This is a genomic window from Stenotrophomonas veracruzanensis (assembly GCF_032911525.1).
Lineage (GTDB): Bacteria > Pseudomonadota > Gammaproteobacteria > Xanthomonadales > Xanthomonadaceae > Stenotrophomonas > Stenotrophomonas africana.
Genome location: NZ_JAWJTI010000018.1, coordinates 1 through 20,321, shown reverse-complemented (window position 1 = coordinate 20,321; position 20,321 = coordinate 1). Strand labels below are relative to the sequence as shown.

Genomic DNA, 20,321 nt, shown 5'->3' with positions numbered 1-20,321 from the left:
CGATTCGATTACGCGCGTAATCGGATGGTCGATTACGGATGTAAACAATGAGCCCGATCAGCGAAGCCGAAGCCGTTGTGATGGAGGTGCTGTGGCAGCAGGCACCGCGTAGCGCCGACGAAGTGGTCGCCGCGCTGGCCCACCGCGACTGGGCCGAGCCGACCATCAAGACCCTGCTCAACCGCCTGCTGACCAAGGGCGCGATCGCCGCCGAACGTGATGGACGGCGCTACCTGTACCGGCCGCTGCTGCAGCGCCAGGCATGGGTGGAGACGCAGAGCCAGGATTTCATCGGGCGAGTCTTTGAAGGGCGCGTGGCGCCGCTGGTCGCGCACTTCAGCGAACGTGGCCAGTTGAGCGCGCAGGACATCGCCGAACTGAAGAAGCTCATCCAGGAGCTGGACCATGACTGAGCTGCTCGACGGACTGTGGCAGGCCAGCCTGTGGCTGGCGGTGGGCGTGGTCCTGCTGGCGGTGATGCGGCCATTGCTGGTGCGATTGGGCGGCGCGGGACTGGCCTATCGCAGCTGGTGGTTGTTGCCGATGCTGCTGGTGGCCTTGCTGCTGCCATTGCCGCAGGCTGCGCTGTTGCAGCAGGTGCCCACGCTGCCGCTGAAAGTGATGCCCGGTGCCCTTGATAGCGTGGCCGGGCATTGGCTTTCATGGGCTGGGCTGTTGTTCACGCTGTGGGCACTGGGCGCGGGTATCTGCCTGCTGCGCGACTTGCGCGCGCAGCGTCGTTTCGAACGGCGCATGGGGCCACTGAAGCTGCGCACCGATGGAAGCTGGCAGGCCAGCGGCGATCCAGGCCTGCCCGCGCTGGTGGGCCTGTGGCGGCCGCGCATCGTGGTCGGCCCGGAATTCGATCAGCAGTTCAGTGCACAGGAGCAGGGCCTGATCCTGCAACACGAGCGCAACCACCGTCGCAACGGCGATCACTGGGCCAACGGCGCGCTGTTGCTGATGCGCGCGGCGTTCTGGTTCCACCCGCTGGTGCCGTGGGCTGCACGCCGCTTCCTGCGCGATCAGGAGCTGGCCTGTGATGCCCGCACCATGGCCCCGCAGCCTGCGCTGCGCGGCCTCTACGCCAGCACGCTGCTGAAGGCGCAGCTGGTCCACCCGGTTGCGCCCGCGGTCTGCCATTGGCGCGGCCAACCCGTGTTGAAGGAGCGTATCGCCATGTTGAAGCAGTCCAAGCGGAAGGCATTGCCGTGGGTGTCGGGGCAGGTACTGGTGGTCGGGTTGTGCCTGGGAATGGGAGCGGTGGCGTGGGCCAGCCAGGGCGGTACGGCGGGAGGCCCGGCAGGGCCCGTCATGGATCGGGAGATCCAGGTCGACAAGTTGCCGCCACCGTCCTACCCGAAGTCCGCGGTCGAGCAGCGCCAGGTGGGCGTAGTGAACCTGCGCGTGGAAGTGGACGCCCAAGGGCATCCCACTGATGTCCAGGTGCTCAGTGCCACCAACCCGGGCGTATTCGATGCGGTGTCGATCGCCGCCGCACGCAGCTGGACCTATCGGCCGGCGGTGAAGCATGGCCAGCCGGTTGCAGGGGCGGTGAAGATTCCGATCACCTTCGCCATGGATGACACCGAGGACGCGAAGTGAAGTCCGCGCCGCTGTTGATGATGGCGGCGCTGCTGGTGGGGTGTGCAACCCAGGATCGCCTGACCACGGTCGATACCCGCAGCGAGAATGTCGGTCACCAGCGCCTGCGGCCCGATGCGGGGGGAGGGACCGGCCAGATCCAGCGCTACACGCTGGCCGCCAGCGAAGGCTATCGCATGCCGCAGCTGCATACGGCACCGGATCCGGTAGTGGGCGAGCGTGATCCACGCACCTCGCTGCCGCCGACTACGGTCTGCCTGCAGGTGGTGGTGGATGCGCAGGGCAGCGTTGCGCGCAGCATCCCGCTGACCGCCCGCAGCGAATGCAGTGCGGGTGAGGCACCGGAGAATGCGCCCTTGCTGCAGGCAGCGCAGGAGGCGGTTGCCATGTGGAAGTACTCGTCTGCCGCGGTCTGCCACTTCGCACCGGGCAAGGTGCCGGCTGATCGCGGCGACTGCCGCAGTGCCGAGCGGGTCGAACCGGTGGCTGTCACCCTGCAGTACGCCTTCACCTTCGAGGTCGTGAAGGGCCAGCATGTGGTGCGCACGCAGGGGAAGTGAACAGGGCTGATTCCCGACGGAACGGTAGCGCCGGGCCTTGCCCGGCGGGTACCGCAGCGCCTATCAGGCCCCGCCCTGGATGTTGGCCTTCACCGCCGGCTGCATCAGTTTCGGTTCTTCCAGCGTGGCATCGCGGGCCTGTCGCACGCTGACGAATTCCGCCTCGGCCACACCGTCGTGCACGTGGATGTTGTGCGCGCGCTGTTCGCCGACGGTGGTTTCGTTGGCGAAGCCGCGGCCACCCGGGCCATAGTCGTGGCAGACAAACACGCGCGTTGCATCGGGCAGGGCCAGCAGGCGCTGGATCGAGCGGTACAGCTGCGCGGCATCGCCGCCCGGGAAATCGCAGCGGGCAGTGCCACCGTCGGGCATGAACAGCGAGTCACCGGTGAACAACGCATCGTCGATCAGATAGGCAATGCTGTCGCTGGTATGGCCGGGTACGGCGATCACCTGACAGCGTAGTTCGCCCAGAGCGAAGGTTTCGCCGTCGCTGAACAGGTGATCGAAGATTTCATCTGCGGCAGGAAGCTGCAGGCCATAGCGTGGTGCAAACGTTGCCTGTACCGCGCGGATGCCTTCGCCGATGGCCAGCGTGGCCTGCGGGAAGCGACGCTTCAGGCGGCGCCCGGCCGACACATGGTCAGCGTGGGCATGGGTTTCCAGCAGCCAGCGCAGCTGCAGGCCTTGTTGCTCGATGGCCTGCAACGCGCCATGCAGCGGCGCTTCACTGCTGGCGTCGGTATCCGGGTCGTAGTCCAGGACCGGGTCGATCAGCGCTGCCTCGCTACTGGCCGGGTCGCTGACCAGGTAGCTGAAGGTGTTGCTGTCACGGTGGAAGAACGACTGCACCTGGACCGACATCGGAGCTCTCCTCAGCGCGCGCCGAGCACGCGGTTCAGCAACTGCGCCAGGTTTTCACCGGCCAGTCGCAGCTGCGCTTCGGCCAGTGGCCGGTAGCGCTCGGTGTATTCGTCACCGATTTTACGCGTGGCCGGATAAACGCCAGCTTGCATGGAGATGCGGCAGCTGGCCTCGGCCCACGTCTGCGGGTCGCGCTGCGGGTTGGACTGGCGCGCCAGCTTCGGCGCGCGCTGGCTCTGCAGCAGCGGCAGATAGCCCGCATCGTCCAGCTTGCGGGTGTTGAGCATGCCGCTGTCCCACAGCGAGTGCAGGTTGGTGCCGCGGTTGCCGAACTGCAGCTGGAAATCGTTGCCGCCCTTGTCGTGGGCGTAGCCGGCGTGCATCGGCTGATGGATGTCGCCGACCAGGTGCACGACGAACTTCAGCGCCTGCAAGCGCTCGCCGTCGGTCAGGTTGCGGTCGCCGAGGATGGCACTCTGCGCCTTCAATGCCTCGACGATGCAGTTGCCGTTTCTGCAGTGCTTCGGTGCTTCGTAATGGCAGTTGTCTTCGGCGATGTTGACGTAGTGCCAGCCGGCCGAGCGACGGCCCAGGCCCGGGTCCTTGGCGCGCAGCTGGTCGGCCCACGGCGCGATGCTGGCCAGGGTGGCGTCCGGTTCGGTGGCCAACAGGCGGTCCACTTCGGCGCGGGCGGTGGGGGTGAGGCGGGCGTCGGCGACTTCGGCGACAAGGCGGTGGCCTTGCGCCCCCCAGGCATGGGCGGGGGCGGAGACGGACAGCAGGGCCGGCGCGAGGGCGGCGGCGAGGAACAGGGAGTGCAGGGCTTTCATGCGCACATTCTAGCGGGGTAGGTGGATTGAAGAGCGGCGCGTTCCTGTCTGCTGGGGGCTGGCTGCAGGGGCAGGCGCTGCGGGACACGCTGCAAGTACGTCCCTGTAAGCTCGGCCGCGGCATCCATGCCGCGGACGGTCCCGCAGCGCCTGCCCCTGCAGTCCCCATCCAGCATTGCCGCGGAGGCGGATGCAAACGTCAAAGGCAACATCAAGAACAAATGCAGGATCAAAATCTGCATCCTGCACTTGCAGGCCACCAGTACGCCTCGAATGTACAGATTCTGCTTTTGCTTGAGCTGGCACGCGCGCGCAGATGGGAAGGGTGGAGAGGGGGGGGGGATCGGGACCGTTCGCCGCATGGATGCGGCGATCGAGCCTACAGGGACGTATTTACGGCGTGTCCCGATCACCTCACCCGCTCCGCGCGATTCCGGAAGCCGGTGCTTCTCGCACAAACAAAAAAAGCCCCGGCAATTACCGGGGCAACATGCTGCGAGGGTTTTGCGTGTAGCGGAGGAGCGGGGGCGAAGCCCCCGCGCCCAATACACCGCTTTAGAACTTGAAGACGTACGAAGCGCCGTAGACCAGCGGATCGATGTTGACCGTGCCGATCTTCTCACCGTTCAACTTCACCTTGCTGTCGATGTCGATCCAGCGCATGTCCACGCGCAGGGCGCCCTTTTCGCCGATCGCGAAGTCCACGCCCGCATGCGCGGCCAGACCCCACGAATCCTGCAGCTTCAGCTTGCTGCCGGCCAGCGCGCCGGTGGTGTCTTCGCTGAAGAAGGTCGTGTAGTTCACGCCCGCGCCAACGAACGGCGATACCTTGCCCTTGCTGTTGAAGTGGTACTGCAGGGTCACCACCGGCGGCAGCTGCTTGGTGCTGCCCACGCGGCCCAGGCCGTTGATGTTGATGTCGTGCTTGAACGGCAGCGCGGCCAGCACTTCGATGCCCAGGTTGTCGGCAATGAAGTACTCGCCGGTGATGGTCGGCTTGACGTCGTTGTCGACGTCGACCTTCAGGGTGTGGCCCGCCAGCCAGCCGTTGTTCGACTTCGGCGCCACCTGGTGGATGCCGGCCGAAACGGTCCAGTCGCCCTTGGACTGGGCCATGGCCGGGGCAGCGGCAAGGGACAGGGCGGCGGCCAGGCTGGCCACGATCAGGGGGGAGGTCTTGCGCATGGGGATGTTCTCGTTGCTGGGTGGATGGCGACAGTCTCGGCCTCACGCCGCGCTAACGCTTTGATCCGGATCAAATCCTGTCCGGCAGCCCGCCGCGGGGCCCGGCTGGCCCACGGTGGCCAGCGACGGTTTGCTAGACTTGTGGGCCCTATCCATCCCGCCGCACCCGTCGCGGCTGCAGGAGCTTGAGAAATGGCAATCAAGGTTGGTATCAACGGTTTCGGTCGCATCGGGCGTAATGTCCTGCGCTCGGCGGTGCTGAACTTCGGCGACGACATCGAAATCGTGGCCATCAACGATCTGCTGGAGCCGGATTACCTGGCCTACATGCTCAAGTACGACTCCGTGCACGGTCGTTTCAAGGCCGACGTGGCGGTGCAGGGCAACGACCTGCTGGTCAACGGCAAGAAGATCCGCCTGACCCAGGAGCGCGACCCGGCCAACCTGAAGTGGGACGAAGTCGGCGCCGACGTGGTGCTGGAAGCCACCGGCCTGTTCCTGACCAAGGAAACCGCGCAGAAGCACATCGATGCCGGCGCCAAGAAGGTCATCATGTCGGCGCCGTCGAAGGACGACACGCCGATGTTCGTGTACGGCGTGAACGACAAGACCTACGCCGGCCAGGCGATCATTTCCAACGCTTCGTGCACCACCAACTGCCTGGCCCCGCTGGCCAAGGTCATCAACGACAAGTGGGGCATCAAGCGTGGCCTGATGACCACCGTGCATGCGGCAACCGCCACCCAGAAGACCGTCGATGGCCCGTCCAACAAGGACTGGCGCGGTGGCCGTGGCATCCTGGAGAACATCATTCCGTCGTCCACCGGTGCGGCCAAGGCCGTCGGCGTGGTCATCCCGGAACTGAACAAGAAGCTGACCGGCATGAGCTTCCGCGTCCCGACCTCGGACGTGTCGGTGGTCGACCTGACCGTCGAGCTGGAAAAGGAAGCCACCTACGCCGAGATCTGCGCGGAAGTGAAGGCACAGAGCGAAGGCCCGCTGAAGGGCATCCTGGGCTACACCGAAGACAAGGTGGTGGCCACCGATTTCCGTGGCGAGACCTGCACCTCGGTGTTCGACGCCGACGCCGGCATCGCCCTGGACGGCACCTTCGTCAAGCTGGTCACCTGGTACGACAACGAGTGGGGCTACTCGAACAAGTGCCTGGAAATGGCCAAGGTCATCGCCGCCAAGTAAGGCGGGCGTAGATCGCAGACGGACCCCGGCCTGGCCGGGGTTCGTCGTTTATGGGGCCGGCCCTGTCGTAGCATGGGCCGGTCGACCGCCGCCGCTGGGGCGCGGGAACGCAATGGAAGCACGCAATGGAAGCATTGATAGCCCTGGTCGTACTGGTCCTGCTGGCCATCCCGCTGCTGCTGGTGGTGGCACTGGTGATGATCGCCGGCCTGCGCCGTCGCGTCGCCGCGCTGGAAAGCGCGATGGCCGCTGCGCCTGTCGCTGCCAAGTCGGCCGCCGCCACGCCCGCGCCTGAACGGCCTGCGGCCCCCCCTGCGGCCAGTGCCGATCCACCGTTCCTGCGGCCGGTGGCGGCTGCTGCACCGCCTCAGCCAACGCCGCCGGTGCGCGAAGCGGTGCCTGCGGCAGCGGAGGCGCCGCGCCCGATCGCACCACCGCCGGTGCCACCCGCGCCGATGCAGCCGCCGTTGCCTTCCGAACCGGCGCTGCCGAACTTCATCGAGCGCGGCATTGGCGCGGTCAAACGCTGGTTCACCGAAGGCAACGTGCCGGTCAAGATCGGCATGCTGGTGCTGCTGGCCGGTGTCGCCGCATTGTTGAAGTACGTCAGTGACCAGGGCTGGCTGGTGCTGCCGATCGAGCTGCGCCTGGCCGGCGTCACCGTAGCCGCACTGGGCCTGCTGGCGTTCGGCTGGCACCAGCGCGAGCGCCGGCGCCTGTTTGCGTTGGCCCTGCAGGGCGGTGCCATCGGCGTGCTGCTGCTGACCATCTTCGCGGCGTTCAAACGCTTCGACCTGATTCCGCCCGGCTTCGCTTTCGTCAGCTCCATTGCACTGGTGGCCGGGCTGTGTGTGCTGGCGGTGGTGCAGAACTCGCGCACGCTGGCGGTACTGGGCATCCTGGCAGGCTTCATGGCCCCGCTGTGGCTGTCCACCGGCAGTGGCAACCATGTGGGGTTGTTCAGCTACTACGCGGTGCTCAACGCGGGCATCTTCGCCATCGCATGGTTCCGTCCATGGCGAGCGCTGAACCTGCTTGGCTTCGCCTTTACCTTCGGCATCGGTACGTTCTGGGGCGTGCTGCAGTACGCGCCGGACAAGTTCAGCAGCACCGAGCCGTTCCTGCTGCTGTTCTTTGCCTTCTACCTGTTGATCCCGCTGCTGTACGCACGCCGGCAGCCCGCCGGGCGACGCGACCTGGTCGACGGCAGTCTGGTATTCGGCACGCCGCTGGTCGCGTTCTCGCTGCAGGCCGGCATGCTGCACGAGCAGCCGATGACGCTGGCGCTATGCGCGCTGGGCCTGGCGGCGATCTATACGGTGCTGGCGCGTGCGCTGATCGCGCGTGCGTCGTACACCGTGCTGGCGCAGTCGCATGCGGTGCTGGCGGTGGGCTTCGTCACGCTGGCGGTCCCGCTGGCCTTGTCGGCGCGCGCCACCGGCGCGGTCTTTGCGCTGGAAGGCGCCGGCCTGGCCTGGTTGGGCCTGCGCCAGAAGCGCTGGCTGCCGCAGGTGTCCGGTGCGCTGCTGCAGATCGGGGCTGCGTTCGCCTTCGTGGCCGGCGGCGATCACTGGCATGAGGACCTGCGCTTCCTGATCAACCCGACTGCCATCGGCGCGCTGCTGCTGGCCCTGGCAGGCTTCGCGTCGGCCTGGAGCTACCAGCGCAGGTCACGCCACGAGATCGCCCTGATCTACTACCTGTGGGGCCTGCTGTGGTGGCTGGGTGGCCTGGTGCATGAGATCACCCGTTTCTTCCCGTACCGCACCGAAGGGGATGCATTGCTGGTGCTGGCTGCCATCACCGCATGGCTGGCCGCCGAAGTACAGCGCCGCCAGCCGGCGCGCGCACTGGGTGTGACCGCGCTGGCGATGCTGGCGCTGGGCTTCCCGCTGGCGCTTTTGCAGAGCGATGCGCACCATCAGCCGTTCGCCGGCTACGGTGCGCTGGCCTGGGCGGTGTTCGCGGTGCTGGGTGTGCGCACGCTGCTGTGCCTGCGCCAGGGGGGCGACACGGTGGCGCGCATCGCGCAGTTCCTGTGGTGGCTGCTGTGGCCGTCGCTGCTTTCGCTGCTGGCCCTGTGGGGCGGTGGCGAGGCCGATCTGGCACAGGGCTGGACGACGCTGCTGGTGACCCTGCCGTGGTTGCTGATGGCGGCGCTGTCGCTGTGGCGCTGGAATGCACTGCGTTGGCCGCTGGGTGCAGCGTTCGACAGCGTGCGCCAGCCGCTGCAGTGCGTGCTGTTCGGGCTGCTGTCGACGGGGTGGCTGTTCGGCCAGCTGCTGCCGGGCGACGCCGCGCCGCTGTTGTGGCTGCCGGTGCTGAATCCGGCCGAGGTCGGACAATGGTTGAGCCTGTTGCTTCTGGCGCGCTGGTTGTACAGCGATCAGGCACCTCAGGCATTGCTGAACATCCGCATGCCGCTGCTGTCCCTGGCAACCTTCGTCGCGCTGACCAGCGTTGTGCTGCATGGCGTGCACCAGTGGGGCGGGCTGTCGTGGAATGTGTCGATGATGCGCTTCAGCCTGGCGCAGACCAGCCTGACCGTGCTGTGGAGCGTGCTCGGCGTGATTGCCTGGGTGTGGGGATCGCGCCGTGGCCAGCGCGTGCTGTGGATGGTCGGTGCCGTGCTGATGGGCGTGGTACTGGCCAAACTGGTCATTGTCGATCGCCAGCACCTGGGCAATCTGCTGGGCATCGCATCGTTCATTGCCTACGGCCTGCTGTGCACGGTCGTGGGTTATCTGGCACCGGCACCGCCCAGCGCGGCGCCGTCCGTGGAGGAAAAACAATGAGGAAGTGGAGCAGGGCGCTGCTGCCGACGATGTTCGGCATGCTGGCCGCCGTGGCGGTGCAGGCTGCCGACTACCGCACGCAGTACGCCGAGCAGTGGCCGCTGACGCTGTCCAGCGCGCAGTCCGGTGCATACAGGGTGGTTCTGGAGCCGGCCATCTATCGCCGTGCAGGTGCCGCAGACCTGGGTGACCTGCAGGTGTTCAACGCCGCCGGCCAATCGTTGCCATCGGCATTGCTGGCGCCGGACCAGCCGCTGGCCCAGCCGCCCGTGCAGCGTGAGCTGCCGTGGTTCGCGTTGCCGCCGCTGGCCGAAGCACAGCGCAACGATCTGCAATTGCTGACCGAGCGCGATACCGATGGCCGTGTCCGTCGCGTCGAAGCACGCGTGAGCGGCGGTGCGGCAACGAACGGGCAGGGTGGTTGGCTGATCGATGCCAGCGTGCTCGGCGAGCAACCGTTGGCGGCACTGGTGCTGGATTGGGCTGACAGCGGACAGCCGTTGCAGGCGCAGGTGCAGCTGGATGCCAGCGACGATCTGCAGCACTGGCGCGCGGTCGGGCGTGACATTCCGCTGGTGGACCTGCAGCGCGCCGGCAAGCGCCTGCTGCAGCGCCGGCTGCAGGTGAATGGCGAAGCACGCTACCTGCGCGTACTGGCACAGGGCGATGCGCGCCTGCCGACGCTGCGCAGTGTGCTGGCCGAGCTGCCGCCGGCACCGGCCACACTGCCATGGGAGTGGTTGTCGCTGGAACCGACCTCGAAGGGCAAGGGCGAGTACACCTTCGAGATGGATGGGCGGTTCCCGGCGGCGCGTGCCGACGTGGCCAGCACCGACAACAGCCTGGTGCAGTGGACATTGTTCAGTCGCGATGACGAGAGTGCAGAATGGCAGCGCCGCAGTGCGCCGTGGATTGCCTACCAGCTGCAGCAGGGCGCGCAGGGCCAGCGCCAGCAATCAGCGGCCCAGCCGCTGGGCGGCGTGCATCGCGACCGCTACTGGAAGCTGGTGGCAAACCCGGCCGAAACTGCGACCGCACCGACCCTGCGCCTGGGCTATCAGCCGGAAGTACTGGTGTTCCTGAGCCAGGGTGCAGCGCCGTATGCACTGGCGGTGGGCAGCGCGACCGCGCGCCGCATGGAAGCGCCGATTGGTGTGCTGATCGAGGAACTGCGACAGCGCAATGATCCGTCGTGGCAGCCGACGCTGGCCCGCCTGGAAGGCAGCCCGGAGCCGCTGGCCGGCGATGCGGCGCTGAAACCGCAGCACGATTGGAAGTCGTGGTTGCTGTGGGCGTTGCTGGGGCTGGGTGTGTTGGTCGTTGGCGGCCTGGCGGTCAGCCTGCTGCGGCAGAAGCCGGCGCCTTCGGCGTAGGTTCCGGCGAACGGCGCAGCCCCTCGTGGGTGGGGTTGGTCGTGCAAAGCAAAAGCAAAAGCCGCGCTTGGCCGGGCGGGGTGGGTTCGTGGGGGACGCCGCAAGTACGTCCTTGTAGGCTTGGCAGCCGCATCCATGCGGCTGACACCCCCGCGAACCCACCCCGCCCGGCCTCTGACAGTTTCCGGGTGCGTCCACCCACGGAAGAGAAGAAAGAAGAGCAAAAGCAAAGCAGCTTCGCTGGGCGCTTCTTGTAGAGCCGAGCCCACGCTCGGCTGCTGTTCGCGGTCGACCCAGCCGAGCATGGGCTCGGCTCTACATTAGTTTCTCCGACACCAGAAACCGCTCTTGCTCCTGCCTTTGCCATCCGCTCCGCCTCATGAACCTGTCGAGGCCGGGGCGGTGTGGGGTGGCAGGGGTGTGAGCCGCAATGGATGCGGCGACCAAGCGCCCATGGACGGGTTTATGGCGTCCCCTGCCATCCCACAGCACCCCGGCTCACCCCCAGCACCAGGAAGCGCCAGCGCTTTGGCTGTTGCAGTTCGCTGTTGCCGTACGCCTCTGCCTGCCGCAGGCATCGCCACCCGATACAATGGCCGTCTGCCGTAGCCCGGCATCCCGTCCCTGAGCCAAAGAGTTGCCCATGTCCATCGTCCGCATGACCGACCTCGACCTCTCCGGCAAGCGCGTGCTGATCCGCCAGGATCTGAACGTGCCGATCGAGAATGGCCGCATCACCTCCGAACAGCGCATCACCGCTTCGCTGCCGACGCTCAAGCGCGCGCTGGAGCAGGGTGCGGCGGTGATGGTCACCTCGCACCTGGGGCGCCCGAAGGAAGGCGTGTGGAGCGAAGCCGACTCGCTGGCGCCGGTCGCCCAGCGTCTGTCCGAGCTGCTCGGCCGCGAGGTCCCGCTGGTGCGTAACTGGGTCGACGGTGTCGACGTGCAGCCCGGCCAGCTGGTGCTGCTGGAAAACTGCCGCATGAACGTCGGCGAGGGCAAGGACGATGAAGCCCTGTCGAAGAAGTACGCGGCGCTGTGCGATGTGTTCGTGATGGATGCCTTCGGCACCGCGCACCGTGCGCAGGCCTCCACCCACGGTGTCATCCGCTTCGCCCCGGTTGCTGCCGGTGGCCCGCTGCTGATGGCCGAACTGGACGCGCTGGCGCAGGCTCTGGATGCGCCGGCCAAGCCGCTGCTGGCCATCGTCGCCGGCAGCAAGGTCAGCACCAAGCTGGAACTGCTGGCCAACCTGGTCGGCAAGGTCGACCAGCTGATCGTCGGTGGCGGCATCGCCAATACCTTCATTGCTGCCGCTGGCTACAACGTCGGCAAGTCGCTGTACGAGCCGGACCTGCTGGACACCGCGAAGAAGATCGTGGCCGATGCCAAGGCGCGTGGCGCCGACATTCCGCTGCCGGTCGACGTGGTCACCGCCAAGCAGTTCATGCCGGATGCTGTTGCCGAAGTGAAGGCGGTCGACGCCGTTGCCGAGGACGACCTGATCCTGGACATCGGCCCGCAGACCGCGGCGCAGTACGCGCAGCTGATCGGGAAGGCCGGCACCGTGGTCTGGAACGGCCCGGTCGGCGTGTTCGAGTTCGAAGCCTTCAGCAAGGGCACCGAAGCGCTGGCCCGCGCCATCGCCAGCTCGCCGGCATTCTCCATCGCCGGTGGCGGCGACACCCTGGCGGCGGTCGACAAGTTCGATATCGCCAAGGACGTCAGCTACATCTCCACCGGTGGCGGTGCGTTCCTAGAGTTCCTGGAAGGCAAGACCCTGCCCGCAGTGGCTGCACTCGACGCGCGCGGCGCATGAGTGCCGACCGCAGCAAGGATGTCCTGTTCTTCGACCTGGACGGCACGCTGATCGATTCGCAGGTGGGCATCACCGCCTGCATCGCCTATGCGCTGCAGAAGATGGACCATCCGGTGCCGTCGCAGGAGACGCTGCTGGGCTGGATCGGTCCGTCGCTGCGGACTACCTTCGCGCCGCTGTTCGGTGAACCGGCGCGGGTGGAACAGGCGGTGGGCTACTACCGTGAGCGCTTCGACGTCGAAGGCTGGCGCGAGCACACGGTGTACCCGCAGGTGGAAGACACCCTGCGCGCGCTGCATGGTCGTGGCCACCGCCTGGCGGTGGTCACGGCCAAGAACGAGCCGCACGCGCGCCGCATTCTCGCCCACCTGCCGTTCGGCGGGCTGTTCGAGGAGATCGTCGGTTCCACCCTGGACGGCTCCCGCAGCCACAAGCCGGAACTGGTGGGTGAGGCGCTGCGTCGGCTGCAGGTGCAGCCCGCGCAGTGCTGGATGATCGGCGATCGTCGCATGGACATCGAAGGCGCGCGCCACCACGGCCTGCGCAGTGTCGGTGTGCTGTGGGGCTTTGGCGGCGAGGCGGAACTCACTGAAGCCGGTGCCGGCCAGCTGGCCCGTGAGCCGGTGCAGCTGGAAACGCTGCTGGCCTAGCCTCCTGTGGAGCCGAGCCCATGCTCGGCTGCTGCGGCGCATACCCAGCCGGGCATGGGCTCGGCTCCACAGAACGCCCTGCGCCACCGTATGTCCGGACGATGTCCGTTCGATGACCCGCGAAGTCAGGCGGCGCAAGGCTGTAACCGTATACATGGGGCGTGAAGGATGTGCTAATTTCCGTTCTTTAACGGGAGAGGCCCCTTCACCATGTTCGAGCGTCAGCGTCGCACCAAGATCCTTGCCACCCTCGGTCCGGCCACCGATCCGCCGGGCGTGCTGGAGGATCTGTTCCGCGCCGGCGTCAACGTGGTGCGCCTGAACTTCAGCCATGGCGATCCGTCCGGCCAGGCCAAGCGTGCGGCCGAAGTGCGTGCCGCTGCTGCGCGCGTGGGGGTGGAGGTCGGCATCCTGGCCGACCTGCCGGGCCCGAAGATCCGCATCGAACGCTTCGCCGAAGGCAAGGTGCAGCTCAAGGCGGGTGACCGCTTCGACCTGATCGCCAGCTCCAACGCCGGTCCCGGCGATACGACCCAGGTGGGCGTGAGCTACCTCGGCCTGCCGCAGGACGTGGGCCCGGGCGATGTGCTGCTGCTCGACGATGGCCTGATGCAGCTGCAGGTGGTGGAGGTGCAGGGCGAGCGCATCATCAACACCGTGCTCAACGACGGTGTGCTGTCCGACCGCAAGGGCCTGAACAAGCAGGGCGGCGGCCTCTCGCTGGGCGCGCTGACCGAGCGTGACAAGGAGCTGATCGGCATCGTCGCCAAGATCGGTGTCGACTTCATCGCCGTGTCGTTCTGCCGCAACGCGCAGGACATGAACGATGCGCGTGACATCGCCCGCTCGCATGGCTGCGATGCTGCGCTGGTATCGAAGATCGAGCGTACCGAGGCGATCGAGAACCTGGAAGAGATCGTCGAGGCCAGCGACGTGGTGATGGTGGCCCGTGGCGACCTGGGCGTGGAAATCGGCGACGCCGAACTGCCGGGTCTGCAGAAGAAGATCATCAAGGCCTCGCTGGCGCAGAACAAGGTGGTGATCACTGCCACGCAGATGCTGCAGTCGATGGTCGAAAGCCCGATCCCGACCCGCGCCGAAGTGCTGGACGTGGCCAACTCGGTCATCGACGGCACCGACGCGGTGATGCTGTCGGCCGAAACCGCTGCCGGTGCCTACCCGGTCAAGGCCGTGGAAGCGATGGCACGCATCTGCCTGGGTGCCGAGCGCCAGTTCCAGACCGAGACCGACTTCAACGCTTCGCCGCGCAACCTGGAACGTGCCGACCAGGCCATCGCCATGGCCACCATGTTCCTGTCGCAGCACGTGGGCGTGCGCGCGATCGTGGCGATGACCGAATCCGGCGGCACTGCGCGTTACCTGTCGCGTTTCCGCGCCAAGGCGCCGGTGTTCGCGGTCACCCGCCATGACGGCGCACGCCGGCAGATGGCGCTGATGCGCGACGTCTATCCGATCAATTTCGACAGCCGTGGCCTGACCCCGCGCGAAGCGGCGCGTGGCAGCATCCGCCTGCTGGTGGAAGCCGAACTGCTGCAGGCCGGCGACCGCGTCGTGTTCACCAGCGGTGAGCACATGGAAACCCACGGTGCCACCAATACCCTGCGCCTGCTGGAAGTGGGCGAAGACGGCCGCGCCATTGGGCTGGGCGACCTGTAAGGTACGCGCCATCGCATGCGCGCTGCCGCCCCACGATCTGCTGTGCAGATCGTGGGCCCCTTCTTACCAGCATCCAGACCCCCGCCGCTGCACGGCCGCCCCCTGACTCAGGGGGCACTCGTCCCGGGATCCGGGTTTGCGCGGTACCCACGCTCAGTCCGCATGGGTCAATGATTGTCCTGCGCGGGCATTGGAATCGTTTCCAGCCTGGCCTCCACGTCGGGGCAACGGGTAGCGGGGCTATACTTACGTTTTTCCCGCACCCGCCACAGGAAGTACATGAGCATCGAACAGCTGGCTGAAACCGCCCAGGCCATGGTTGCCCCGGGCAAGGGCATCATCGCGATCGACGAATCCACCGCTACCATCGCCAAGCGTTTCGCTGGCGTCGGTATCGAGAACACCGAGGAGAACCGTCGTGCCTACCGCGAACTGCTGCTGACCACGCCGAAGCTCAACGAGCACATTTCCGGCGCCATCCTGTTTGACGAAACCATCCGTCAGTCGACCAAGGACGGCGTGCCGTTCGCCAAGTACATGGCTGACCACGGCATGATTCCGGGCATCAAGGTGGACAAGGGTGCGCACCCGCTGGCCGGCTGCCCGGGCGAGCTGGTCACCGAAGGCCTGGACGGCCTGCGCGAGCGCCTGCAGGAGTACTACAAGCTGGGTGCGCGCTTCGCCAAGTGGCGTGCGGTCATCAACATCGGCGAGAGCATTCCGTCGGGCACCTGCATCGAGTCCAACGCACACGCGCTGGCCCGTTATGCCGCCCTGTGCCAGGAATGCGGCCTGGTGCCGATGGTCGAGCCGGAAGTGATCATGGACGGCGACCATGACATCGAGACCTGCTATGAAGTCACCGAAGCCACCCTGCGTTCGCTGTTCGACGCGCTGTACCAGCAGAACGTGCTGCTGGAAGGCACCATCCTGAAGGCCTCGATGGTCATCTCCGGCAAGAACTGCGATGAGCAGGCCGACGTCGAGGAAGTGGCCGAGTCGACCGTGATGTGCCTGAAGAGCACCGTGCCGGCGATCCTGCCGGGCGTGGTGTTCCTGTCCGGCGGCCAGAGCGACGAGCAGTCCACCGAGCACCTGAACGCGATGAACCAGCTGGGCAACCTGCCGTGGCCGCTGAGCTTCTCCTACGGCCGCGCCATGCAGCAGGCCGCGCTGAAGCTGTGGGCCAAGGACATGAAGGGCAACTACGCCGCTGCCCAGAAGACCGTGTACGAGCGCGCCAAGGACAACGGCCTGGCTGCGCTGGGCAAGTGGAACGGTTGATCCGTCCCCTTGCAGGATGAACAGGGCAACGCCGGCTTTACGCCGGCGTTTGCTTTTGCGGGTATCTTTTCCGCCCCCGCGTGCCCGGCCGGTACGCGGGAACCACATGGAAGGCCAAGGAGAAACAACATGCGTTTGGCAGCACTCACACTGGCCGTCGCCACGGTCCTGGTCGCCGGCGGTTGCAACCGTCTCGGTGGCGGTGGTGACGCAGGCAAGGCCGCGTCGCTCGATTTCGACAAGCCGGTGTCCGGCGAGATCACCTCGCGCAGCGGCATCAACTACAACGACGGCAGCCACCACCAGCTCTACCAGATCAAGCTGGAAGACAAGCAGCTGGTCGGGCTGAAGCTGACCGGTTCGCTGAGCGGCTCGATCGCCGTGTTCAACAACGGCAGCCTGGTGGCCAGCAGCAACACCGGCTACGAGCGCGAAGGCGACGTTTCGCTTGCCTTCCGTGCCAACGGTGGCGGCACCTACCAGGTGGCGGTCAACGCCAACGGCTCGACCGATTACGGTCCGTACCGCCTGCGCGCCGAGAAGCTGGTGCCGTACGACGGCAAGCCGCTCGCGGGCAGTGGCGAGATCGTCGACATGCTGGCCGGTGGTTCCCAGGACTACACCCTGCAGGTCGACAAGGCCGGCCTGTACGAGATCCGCCTGGTGTCGGAGGTCTTCGATCCGGTGCTGAAGCTGTCGGGCCAGGGCGTGGATGCCGAGAATGACGATGGCGGGGACAGCACCAACTCGCGCCTGACCCTGTCACTGAAGCCGGGCAAGTACACCCTGACCGCACGTGGCCTGGGCGACGGCGTCAATGGCATGTTCACCCTGTCGGCCAACCGCATCGAGCTGCCCGGCAATCTGGTCGAGCGCGATGGCACTGCACTGCCGAAGTCGGGCAGCGTGTACACGATGCTCGACAACGATGGCCGCCGCCGCTTCCTGCTGACCCTGGACCGCCCGGCCGACGTGCGCCTGGATGCGATTTCCAGCCAGGTCGATACCGTGCTGCGCGTGGTCGGTGGCGATGTCGAGTTGACCGACGACGACGGTGGCAACGGTACCAACTCGCGCCTGGAAGAGACCCTGCCGGCCGGTCACTACACTGTCGACGTTTCCAGCCTGAACAATGGCGCAGGCATGGTGGAAGTGCGCGTGCAGGTGGATGGGGCCAGTGCTGACGGTGCTGCGGCCTCTGCGGCCCGCGCTGCGGCCGATGCCGCCGCCGTGGCCGATGACGCTGCAGCGGTGGAAGCTGCCAGCCGTTGAGGTGGTCCACGCGCAGCGTGGATGACATCAAGGCTGCAACGGAAAAGGCCGGGCAATGCCCGGCCTTTTCTTCTACCTGCCGCGCTGCGGTTCAGTGCGCAGCGGCGAAGCCCGCGTCACCCAGGGGCGGGAGCATCGACGCGCGCGGTTCGCTGTCGGCGCTTTGCCCGGCGGCACTCAACGCCTGCTGGTAGGCCTTGGCCGTAGCGGTATTGAACGCCACCAGCACGATGCGCATCGGTTGCGCGTGGCTGCGCTGCCAGGCCAGTGTTTCGGTCACTGCAATCTGTGCGGCCTGGTACAGCGGATAGCCGTATACGCCGCAGCTGATGGCCGGGAACGCGATCGACTGCACACCCAGCGATTCGGCCAGTTGCAGCGACTTCCAGTAGCAGTTGGCGAGCAACGCCGGTTCATCGCGTTGGCCGTCGTGCCAGACCGGGCCCACCGTGTGCAGTACATAGCGTGCAGGCAAAGCGTAAGCGCTGGTGGCGCGTACTTCGCCGATCGGGCAACGCACGCCCGGGCGCAGCTCCGGCAGCTGCTCGCATTCGGCCAGCAATGCGGGGCCCGCTGCACGATGGATCGCGCCGTCCACCCCGCCGCCACCGAGCAGTGTTTCGTTGGCCGCGTTGACGATCGCATCTACCGCCAGGGTCGTGATGTCGCCCTGCCAAACTTCGATCTTCATGCGTCCGTCTCCTGCCTGTGAGGTGATCCGCGCAGCATCTGCGCCGGCTGTTCCCACGGTAGGGGACAGGGCATCGATACTGCGTCATGACCGTCTCACGCGCTGCGATCCGACGGTCTTCACGCACGATGGCGGGCGACGCCTTCACGCAGGCTGAAGCGGAGGAGGGCGGCTCCCTTCCCCTGCGGAAAAGGGAGCCGACCCCGGCTCTTACGGCAGGCCGGCCAGCCAGGCGTCGTCGGACCCCTCATTCACATCGGCGAACAGCGGTGTGGAGAAATAGCGTTCACCGGTGTCCGGCAGCATGGCCAGAATCACTGAGCCCGGTTCGGCACGTGCGGCCACGTCCAGTGCGCTGGCCACGGTAGCGCCGGCGGAGATGCCGACGAAGATGCCTTCCTCCGCAGCCAGTCGGCGTGCGGTGGCGATGGCGCGGTCATCTTCCACCGTCACCAGTTCATCCACCACATCGCGGTTGAGCACATCCGGCACGAAGTCCGGGGTCCAGCCCTGGATCTTGTGCGGCTTCCAGTCATCGCCCTTCAGCAATGCAGCACCGGCCGGTTCGGTGGCGATGATGCGGGTCTGCGGGCGCGCGACCTTCAGTACTTCACCCACGCCGGTGAGCGTACCGCCGGTGCCCCAGCCACTGACGAAGTAGTCCAGCCGCTTGCCGGCGAAGTCGCGCAGGATCTCGGTGGCGGTGGTGTTGCGGTGATACGCCGGGTTGGCCGGGTTGGCGAACTGGCTGGCCAGGAACCAGCCATGCTGCTCTGCCAGTTCAGCAGCCTTGCGCACCATGCCGCTGCCGCGTTCGGCGGCCGGGGTCAGGATCACCTTGGCGCCATAGGCGCGCATCAGCTTGCGGCGCTCCACCGAGAAGGTCTCGACCATGGTGGCCACGAACTTGTAGCCGCGCGCGGCGGCGACCATCGCCAGTGCCACGCCGGTGTTGCCCGAGGTGGCCTCCACGATCGTGTCGCCCGGCTTGAGCACCCCGCGCGCTTCTGCGTCGAGGATGATCGCCAGCGCCAGGCGGTCTTTCACCGAGCCGCCCGGGTTGAACGACTCGACCTTGGCGTAGACGCTGACCTGCGGTGGCGCCAGGCGCTGCAGCTTGACGATGGGGGTGTTGCCGACGGTATCGAGGATGGAGTCGTACAGGGCCATGGAAGCGCTCCGGAAACGGGGCCGCGCCGGGCTTCGGCGGGCGAAGGGGGAGGGCTGGCTGTTCAGGCCAGCGGCTGCCGGCTGACCGTAGCGCCGGCATATGACGCCCGGAAATGACCAGATACCTTTCTTAAACAACCTTTGGTTATAAGCTGGTGACGGCAAATGACCCTAGAGTGGACCTCCGCCCCACGCCGCCTGCCTCCCATGACGCTGACCCAGCTGCGCTATCTGGTTGCCATCGCCGACGCCGAGCTGAACATCACGCTGGCTGCCTCGCGCGTGCATGCCACCCAGCCCGGCCTGTCCAAGCAGCTCAAGCAGCTGGAGGACGAGCTTGGCTTCCTGTTGTTCGTACGCAAGGGCCGCAGCCTGGAGTCGGTTACCCCGGCTGGCACCGAGGTCATCGCCCGCGCCCGTGCGGTACTGGCCGAGGCCAACAACATCCGCACCTATGCGGCCAACCAGCGCCGCGAGAGCCAGGGCCAGCTGATCCTGACCACCACCCACACCCAGGCGCGCTTCGTGCTGCCGCCGGCGGTGGCGGCGATCAAGCAGGCCTACCCGCAGGTGAGCGTGCACCTGCAGCAGGCCGGCGAAGCCGATGCGCTGGATCGCCTGAACCAGGGTGATGCCGATATCGCCATCATCAGCACCGCTGGCGGTGAGCCCACCGATGGCATCGCGGTGCCGCTGTTCCGCTGGCGGCGGCTGGTGGTGGTGCCGAAGGGCCACCCGCTGGACCGCGCCGGCCGCGCCCCGGACCTGGCCGCGCTGGCCCGTCAGCCATTGATCAGCTACGAATCCTCGACCCGTCCGAACTCGTCGCTGCAGCGCGCCTTCGCCGCCAATGGGCTGGCGCCCGACCTGGCACTGACCGCGCTCGATGCGGATCTGATCAAGACCTACGTGCGTACCGGTCTGGGTGTAGGCCTGCTGGCGGAGATGGCGGTCAGTTCCAACGATGAAGACCTGCGCTCGTGGCCGGCCCCGGAGCCGATCACTGAGTGCATTGCCTGGGCGGTGCTGCCGCGCGACCGTGTGCTGCGTGATTACGCGCTGGAGCTGGTGCATGTGCTGGCACCGCAGATTGATCCGCGCGACCTGCGCAGGGTGCTGGATGGCAACCAGGCGGCGGCGTGGCCGGTGCCACCGACGTGGGAATCACTGACCCAGACCATCACGGTGTGAGGTGGGTCGAGCAGGGCTTGCAGCCCTGCACCTGCCGAATCAATGGCAAAAGCCGAAGCAACTGCAACAGCTGGCTTCCGTGGGGGGCGGGGCGGTGTGGGCAGGCAGGACACGCCGTAAACCCATCCCTGGGGGCTCGATGGCGCCATCCATGGCGC

The 20,321-nt window shown here is 66.8% G+C and carries 17 protein-coding genes; 12 read left to right on the top strand and 5 right to left on the bottom strand.

Annotation, left to right across the window (positions count from 1 at the left end; genetic code table 11):
• Positions 1-47: 47 nt before the first annotated feature.
• From R1H25_RS12570 to R1H25_RS12560, 3 genes are read left to right on the top strand one after another with little or no spacing between them, the layout of a single operon-like run.
• Positions 48-413, top strand: a complete 366-nt coding sequence (locus R1H25_RS12570) for a BlaI/MecI/CopY family transcriptional regulator (RefSeq protein WP_317223735.1) — start codon at positions 48-50, stop codon at positions 411-413.
• Positions 406-1,605 (top strand): TonB family protein, encoded by a 1,200-nt coding sequence (locus R1H25_RS12565; RefSeq protein ID WP_317223734.1) that lies wholly within the window; start codon positions 406-408, stop codon positions 1,603-1,605. Before R1H25_RS12570 ends, R1H25_RS12565 begins: the two co-directional genes overlap by 8 nt.
• Complete coding sequence (locus tag R1H25_RS12560) at positions 1,602-2,165, top strand: hypothetical protein (RefSeq protein WP_317223733.1); 564 nt, start codon at positions 1,602-1,604, stop codon at positions 2,163-2,165. Before R1H25_RS12565 ends, R1H25_RS12560 begins: the two co-directional genes overlap by 4 nt.
• A 63-nt stretch (positions 2,166-2,228) precedes the next feature.
• On the opposite strand, the gene R1H25_RS12555 is transcribed toward R1H25_RS12560, so the two are convergent.
• The 3 genes from R1H25_RS12555 to R1H25_RS12545 form a co-directional block, all read right to left on the bottom strand.
• On the bottom strand, positions 2,229-3,029 hold the full coding sequence (locus tag R1H25_RS12555; protein WP_049446327.1) for an MBL fold metallo-hydrolase: 801 nt from the start codon (positions 3,027-3,029) through the stop codon (positions 2,229-2,231).
• Between the two features lie 11 nt (positions 3,030-3,040).
• Complete coding sequence (locus R1H25_RS12550) at positions 3,041-3,859, bottom strand: S1/P1 nuclease (protein WP_154349567.1); 819 nt, start codon at positions 3,857-3,859, stop codon at positions 3,041-3,043.
• Between the two features lie 555 nt (positions 3,860-4,414).
• Positions 4,415-5,044, bottom strand: coding sequence for an OmpW family protein (locus R1H25_RS12545; RefSeq protein ID WP_057499646.1), 630 nt, complete (start codon positions 5,042-5,044; stop codon positions 4,415-4,417).
• 192 nt (positions 5,045-5,236) lie between these two features.
• Between R1H25_RS12545 and gap the strand changes: the two genes are divergently transcribed.
• The 8 genes from gap to R1H25_RS12505 all read left to right on the top strand — a co-directional run bounded on the left by gap (position 5,237) and on the right by R1H25_RS12505 (position 17,111).
• Entirely contained in the window at positions 5,237-6,241 is a 1,005-nt protein-coding gene (gap, locus tag R1H25_RS12540) for a type I glyceraldehyde-3-phosphate dehydrogenase (protein ID WP_005414333.1), read from the top strand.
• A 125-nt stretch (positions 6,242-6,366) separates the two neighbouring features.
• Positions 6,367-9,036 carry a DUF2339 domain-containing protein gene (locus R1H25_RS12535; protein WP_317223732.1) on the top strand — a complete coding sequence of 890 codons (2,670 nt, stop codon included), beginning with the start codon at positions 6,367-6,369 and terminating at the stop codon, positions 9,034-9,036.
• Positions 9,033-10,409 (top strand): DUF3999 domain-containing protein, encoded by a 1,377-nt coding sequence (locus R1H25_RS12530; protein WP_049447747.1) that lies wholly within the window; start codon positions 9,033-9,035, stop codon positions 10,407-10,409. The genes R1H25_RS12535 and R1H25_RS12530 overlap by 4 nt, the downstream gene beginning before the upstream one ends.
• Positions 10,410-11,052: 643 nt before the next feature.
• Positions 11,053-12,228, top strand: coding sequence for a phosphoglycerate kinase (locus R1H25_RS12525; RefSeq protein WP_317223731.1), 1,176 nt, complete (start codon positions 11,053-11,055; stop codon positions 12,226-12,228).
• On the top strand, positions 12,225-12,878 hold the full coding sequence (locus R1H25_RS12520) for an HAD hydrolase-like protein (RefSeq protein WP_317223730.1): 654 nt from the start codon (positions 12,225-12,227) through the stop codon (positions 12,876-12,878). The genes R1H25_RS12525 and R1H25_RS12520 overlap by 4 nt, the downstream gene beginning before the upstream one ends.
• Before the next feature lie 210 nt (positions 12,879-13,088).
• Complete coding sequence (gene pyk / locus R1H25_RS12515) at positions 13,089-14,555, top strand: pyruvate kinase (RefSeq protein ID WP_057499335.1); 1,467 nt, start codon at positions 13,089-13,091, stop codon at positions 14,553-14,555.
• Positions 14,556-14,834: 279 nt separating this feature from the next.
• On the top strand, positions 14,835-15,839 hold the full coding sequence (locus tag R1H25_RS12510) for a class I fructose-bisphosphate aldolase (protein WP_049447752.1): 1,005 nt from the start codon (positions 14,835-14,837) through the stop codon (positions 15,837-15,839).
• 129 nt (positions 15,840-15,968) lie between these two features.
• Positions 15,969-17,111: a hypothetical protein gene (locus R1H25_RS12505; protein ID WP_057499336.1), complete on the top strand. Its 1,143-nt coding sequence runs from the start codon at positions 15,969-15,971 to the stop codon at positions 17,109-17,111.
• 91 nt (positions 17,112-17,202) lie between these two features.
• On the opposite strand, the gene R1H25_RS12500 is transcribed toward R1H25_RS12505, so the two are convergent.
• The gene (locus tag R1H25_RS12500; RefSeq protein ID WP_317223729.1) at positions 17,203-17,802 is read right to left on the bottom strand and encodes an O-acetyl-ADP-ribose deacetylase; all 600 of its coding nucleotides are present in this window, start codon (positions 17,800-17,802) and stop codon (positions 17,203-17,205) included.
• Between the two features lie 210 nt (positions 17,803-18,012).
• Complete coding sequence (gene cysK, locus R1H25_RS12495; RefSeq protein WP_317223728.1) at positions 18,013-18,972, bottom strand: cysteine synthase A; 960 nt, start codon at positions 18,970-18,972, stop codon at positions 18,013-18,015.
• Between the two features lie 207 nt (positions 18,973-19,179).
• Here cysK and R1H25_RS12490 point away from each other — a divergent pair, with 207 nt between their 5' ends.
• On the top strand, positions 19,180-20,163 hold the full coding sequence (locus R1H25_RS12490; protein WP_049447748.1) for a LysR family transcriptional regulator: 984 nt from the start codon (positions 19,180-19,182) through the stop codon (positions 20,161-20,163).
• The last annotated feature ends 158 nt before the right edge of the window (positions 20,164-20,321 follow it).

Excerpts from the sequence above, each read along its gene's own strand:
- R1H25_RS12570 (WP_317223735.1), top strand. The coding sequence starts at position 48 with ATGAGCCCGATCAGCGAAGCCGAAGCCGTTGTGATGGAGGTGCTGTGG.
- R1H25_RS12565 (WP_317223734.1), top strand. The coding sequence starts at position 406 with ATGACTGAGCTGCTCGACGGACTGTGGCAGGCCAGCCTGTGGCTGGCG.
- R1H25_RS12555 (WP_049446327.1), bottom strand. The coding sequence starts at position 3,029 with ATGTCGGTCCAGGTGCAGTCGTTCTTCCACCGTGACAGCAACACCTTC.
- R1H25_RS12550 (WP_154349567.1), bottom strand. The coding sequence starts at position 3,859 with ATGAAAGCCCTGCACTCCCTGTTCCTCGCCGCCGCCCTCGCGCCGGCC.
- R1H25_RS12545 (WP_057499646.1), bottom strand. The coding sequence starts at position 5,044 with ATGCGCAAGACCTCCCCCCTGATCGTGGCCAGCCTGGCCGCCGCCCTG.
- gap (WP_005414333.1), top strand. The coding sequence starts at position 5,237 with ATGGCAATCAAGGTTGGTATCAACGGTTTCGGTCGCATCGGGCGTAAT.
- R1H25_RS12535 (WP_317223732.1), top strand. The coding sequence starts at position 6,367 with ATGGAAGCATTGATAGCCCTGGTCGTACTGGTCCTGCTGGCCATCCCG.
- R1H25_RS12530 (WP_049447747.1), top strand. The coding sequence starts at position 9,033 with ATGAGGAAGTGGAGCAGGGCGCTGCTGCCGACGATGTTCGGCATGCTG.
- R1H25_RS12525 (WP_317223731.1), top strand. The coding sequence starts at position 11,053 with ATGTCCATCGTCCGCATGACCGACCTCGACCTCTCCGGCAAGCGCGTG.
- R1H25_RS12520 (WP_317223730.1), top strand. The coding sequence starts at position 12,225 with ATGAGTGCCGACCGCAGCAAGGATGTCCTGTTCTTCGACCTGGACGGC.
- pyk (WP_057499335.1), top strand. The coding sequence starts at position 13,089 with ATGTTCGAGCGTCAGCGTCGCACCAAGATCCTTGCCACCCTCGGTCCG.
- R1H25_RS12510 (WP_049447752.1), top strand. The coding sequence starts at position 14,835 with ATGAGCATCGAACAGCTGGCTGAAACCGCCCAGGCCATGGTTGCCCCG.
- R1H25_RS12505 (WP_057499336.1), top strand. The coding sequence starts at position 15,969 with ATGCGTTTGGCAGCACTCACACTGGCCGTCGCCACGGTCCTGGTCGCC.
- R1H25_RS12500 (WP_317223729.1), bottom strand. The coding sequence starts at position 17,802 with ATGAAGATCGAAGTTTGGCAGGGCGACATCACGACCCTGGCGGTAGAT.
- cysK (WP_317223728.1), bottom strand. The coding sequence starts at position 18,972 with ATGGCCCTGTACGACTCCATCCTCGATACCGTCGGCAACACCCCCATC.
- R1H25_RS12490 (WP_049447748.1), top strand. The coding sequence starts at position 19,180 with ATGACGCTGACCCAGCTGCGCTATCTGGTTGCCATCGCCGACGCCGAG.